Source organism: Clostridium sp. (assembly GCF_032552055.1).
GTDB lineage: Bacteria > Bacillota > Clostridia > Clostridiales > Clostridiaceae > Clostridium.
Genome location: NZ_JAWGSV010000282.1, coordinates 1 through 3,955 on the forward strand (window position 1 = coordinate 1; position 3,955 = coordinate 3,955).

5 protein-coding genes are annotated in these 3,955 nt (G+C 29.6%); all 5 read right to left on the reverse strand.

All coding sequences use genetic code 11. From position 1 onward, the window contains the following. Positions 1–574: V-type ATPase subunit (locus E6248_RS14150; RefSeq protein ID WP_316341430.1), on the reverse strand; the 574-nt coding region annotated here is incomplete at its 3' end. A 12-nt stretch (positions 575–586) separates the two neighbouring features. Continuing rightward, positions 587–1,177 (reverse strand): V-type ATP synthase subunit E, encoded by a 591-nt coding sequence (locus E6248_RS14155; RefSeq protein ID WP_136006190.1) that lies wholly within the window; start codon positions 1,175–1,177, stop codon positions 587–589. Positions 1,178–1,195: 18 nt separating this feature from the next. Further along, complete coding sequence (locus E6248_RS14160) at positions 1,196–1,681, reverse strand: V-type ATP synthase subunit K (RefSeq protein WP_156626381.1); 486 nt, start codon at positions 1,679–1,681, stop codon at positions 1,196–1,198. 12 nt (positions 1,682–1,693) lie between these two features. Next, a complete protein-coding gene (locus E6248_RS14165) occupies positions 1,694–3,649 on the reverse strand; it encodes a V-type ATP synthase subunit I (RefSeq protein WP_316341431.1) in 1,956 nt (651 codons plus the stop codon). Continuing rightward, positions 3,636–3,955, reverse strand: a 320-nt coding sequence (locus E6248_RS14170) for an ATPase (RefSeq protein ID WP_316341432.1), incomplete at its 5' end; no start/stop codon positions are given. The genes E6248_RS14170 and E6248_RS14165, both read right to left, overlap by 14 nt.

A 3,955-nucleotide genomic window follows, 5' to 3' on the forward strand; every position in this document is an offset into this window, starting at 1 on the left:
TTGCTTTTACTAAATTATCTATAAACTTATAATCTAAGCTTTTTTGAATTTCTACTAATTCTTTATACATATATTTATCAATAATTATATCTATCTTTTGAGGATCTTTAGTTTCTTCAAAGACCCTTATAGCTTCTTGAACTCCTTTTCCAAGAGTTCCATTTAAGCTTTTATAATTATCTCCATCTATTTTACGTTTAATTTCTTGTAAATCTAAATTTCCAAGCTTTATAATAATTGAAGATAAATCTTTTCCAAGAACTTTTCCCTTTAAAAGAACTTTTACATTATGATAATCATATTTTAAACTCATTATCTTAACTACTTCTTTAACAGGGCTTATTTCATATACTAAATCATATACTCTTTTAAGTTCTGCGGATAAAATTTCTTCATAGTCCTCAGCTCTTTTTATATTTGATGATACATTTGAATATTCTGTTTCATTTAATATTCTAAGAACTTCACTTGCAGATGGAGCTTCAATCATTCTTTCAACTTTTGGCTTATCAAGGAGTTTAGTTTCTAAAACCCATATTCTTGATACTGCTTGGGTAAACTTCATTTTATCCATTTCTTACCCTCCTTAATTGAACAACACATTAGCTACTTCAAACTCCAATTCATTCTTTAATGAACTTACTAAAGCTTCATATGTGTTATTTATTTCTATACCATTACTTTCAAGAATAAATCCACCTTTAAAGTTCCCTATAGTAGGACTTAACTTTATATTACCATTATCTCCTAATGCTTGATTTAAATCATATATAAAAGTAAGGTCTACTAATTCCATTCCTGCTTTATTTAAAATAAGATTTTGTTCTCCTATTTTTCCTAAAGATAATATTGAACTTTTAATAAATCTTAAAAAATCATCTCCAGAAATAGCAGCTAGAACATCTACACTTTTATCAAAAACGTCTTTAATAACTTCTTGTTTTGCAGATAACTTATTGTTTCTTACTTTTAAAGAAGCAGAAGATATTATTCTTTCTTTTTTAGTTTTAGCCTCAGCCTCAGCCTTTTGTATTATTTCTTTTTCTAGTTCTCTGGCTTTAGCTACTTTTTTAGAAAGAATCTTATTCTTTTCTTCTTCAGCAGAAGCTAAAATGCTTTCCTTTCTTTCTTCAGCATCCCTAAGGATTTTTGAAGTTAGATTATTAATATTTGCCATCGCCTATTCTCTCCAATCCTAGAATCCTTTGTTTACTAACATAAATGAAATAACGAATCCTAATAATGCATATGTTTCAACCATTGCTGCTAATATAATACCTTTAGTATTGTGTTCTGGGTTCTTTGCTAATATTTGAATACCAGCTGCTGCAACCTTACCTTGAGCTATACCTGACCAAAGTCCAGCAAAAGCTATTGGAAGACAAGCTCCTAATAAGTATAATCCTTGTTCTAAAGGCATTCCTGAAGTCATCTTAGTGAATACTAAGAAACCTATAACGAAACCATATAACCCTTGAGTACCTGGTAATAATTGAAGAACTAAAGCCTTACCAAACTTTTCTGGTTCTTCTGTAACTAAACCTGTAGCTGCTTCACCAACTATACCAACACCTTTAGCTGAACCTATACCAGCTAAACCAACTGCTAATGCAACTCCCATTGCTGCAAAAATTAATCCACCGTTATTTTCTATAAAATATTGAATCCATGACATTTCCATTTATAATTCCTCCTAATTTCTTTTGATCCTTATATATTTTTCTGATCCTTTAAATGCATTAAACGGTCTTCCACCGCCATCATAAAACTTAGAGAAATATTCAACATATTGAAGTCTTGCTGTATGAACATAAGCTCCAAGTAATGATAATCCTAAGTTAAATATATGGAATAATACAAATAATACTGGCCCTATTATTATTGCTGCTACTCCTGGTAGAGTATTAATTAAAAGATTTAATGCTCCAGCAATAGATCCACCTGCAAGTCCTAGTGCCATAAGTCTTGTGTATGAAACTAAGTCTCCTACATATCCAGTTATACCATATAAAGAATATAACCCTTGACCTGCTTTAGCACCAAAGGATTTTTCTGCTCTTCCTCCAGCTATAACTATAAGTACCATACCTATTATCATAGTTACTATACATACTGTTCCTAAGAAACTTGGTAAGTCTAAGAAACTAGTTGCAACTAATCCACCAATAGATGCTAATGTAATTATCCATGATCCTGCATCAAGTAATGCATCTAGCTTTTTACCAATCTTAACTAAACTATAGACCTTTATAAATAGTCCAAAGAATATTTGAATTACTCCAAGTGCTAAAGATAAGATAAGAATAGTATTAACATCTTTATTTGTATCAATTAATTGAGTTGGAAGTTTTACTATATCACCAAAGAATGATCCGTAAATCAACCCAAAAAATATTGTTGGGAAACTTAAGTAGAAGAAGAACTTTGCAAAATCCTTCATACTATCACTTAGCTTTAAGAACTTAAGAGCTAAGAATGATCCTATTAGGACTATTAAACCATATCCTGCATCTGCTACCATCATCCCAAAGAATATTAAGTAAAATGGTGCAAGAAGTGGAGTAGGATCTACTTCATTGTATTTCGGATAACTATACATACCTGTAACACTTTCAAATGCAGATACAAGCTCTCCATTTTTTAATTTAATAGGTACATCATCTATCTCATCCTCTTTAACATCCTCAAACTCTATGTAGTATTCATCTTTAAGAACCTTTTTACAAGCTTCTGTTAAGAGTTCACTATCTTCCTCTGATATCCAACCTTGAATTGCACTAATATTCTTAGTTTTTAAGAAATTCTTTGCAACTTTGTTTCTTTCTACTTTACTAGCAAAATAATCATATGCAATTTCTAAATTTCTTAAATCCTCTTCATAATTTGCAATTTCTTCTTTTACAAAGAATTTTTTAGATTGAATTTCTTCAATTTTATGCTTAAAGTCTAAAATTAACTTTAAAGGTACATCATCATGTTCTGGTTTAAAGGAAGTAAATCCAACACTTCTAAGAACATTAGAAATATTTTCATCCTGCTCCTTATTTGCTAAAATTAATAAATTAATTTCATTTGTACTTCTAGATACTATTTCTACATAAGCATTTGTTAACTCTTGTAATAAGGTATCTTCATAAGATTTTGATATAGCTCCTATATAATAAGAAGTATTCTTTAATGATTTAATTTCACTAAAGCTTACATCCAAATCCTGCCAAGGTATTAAAGTATCAATTTCAGCTTGTAACTTAGTTACCTGTGAATCTAAATCAGCTAATTGTCCATCCTTTTCTTTTGCCTTTTCATAACTTTTAATCCAGTTAGATGATTTTACCTTTTCACCTAATTGATCTAATGTTAATGATTGCTTTTCTTCTCTTAAAGCTTTAATTCCAGATTTCTTTGGAACATATTTGCTTAAAAACTCAAGACCATATTTAGCTTTTGATAAACTTTCTTCATATTTTATACACTCTAAATCCATATCGTCTTTAGATAAAGCTTTTAAATCCTCATACTTATCTTGTAATTCTTCATCTTGTAAATTTATAAATTCTACTCCAGATAAGCCTTGAATTTCTTTTAGTAGCTTTTGTTTTTTAGATTCGAAGGTAAGCAAAGTGAATTTCTTCATCTTAACTATTGCCATGAATCTTCACTATCCTCTCAACGATTAAATTAATAGCATTATTCTTCTTGTCTTCAGAAATATTTCTAATTGCACTTACTTCATTTTCACCTTTTGATAAAATAGGTGCTGCCTCTGAATTCCCATCATCTTCAGCCTTTTTTATAGTTTCACCTTTTTTTAAGTTAGCAGATTCTACTATTTTGTTATATTCATCTTCAGCTTGAATATTTGCAACTTTTAACATTTCCTTTGCCTTAGCTGTTGCTTCTTGAATTAATTCTTCAGCCTTATCTTCAGCCTTCTTTATTTCATTTATTGCTTCTA

What these genes read in the sequence shown, in the direction of transcription:
- E6248_RS14155 (WP_136006190.1), bottom strand. Translation starts at nt 1,177, where the DNA reads ATGGCAAATATTAATAATCTAACTTCAAAAATCCTTAGGGATGCTGAA.
- E6248_RS14160 (WP_156626381.1), bottom strand. Translation starts at nt 1,681, where the DNA reads ATGGAAATGTCATGGATTCAATATTTTATAGAAAATAACGGTGGATTA.
- E6248_RS14165 (WP_316341431.1), bottom strand. Translation starts at nt 3,649, where the DNA reads ATGGCAATAGTTAAGATGAAGAAATTCACTTTGCTTACCTTCGAATCT.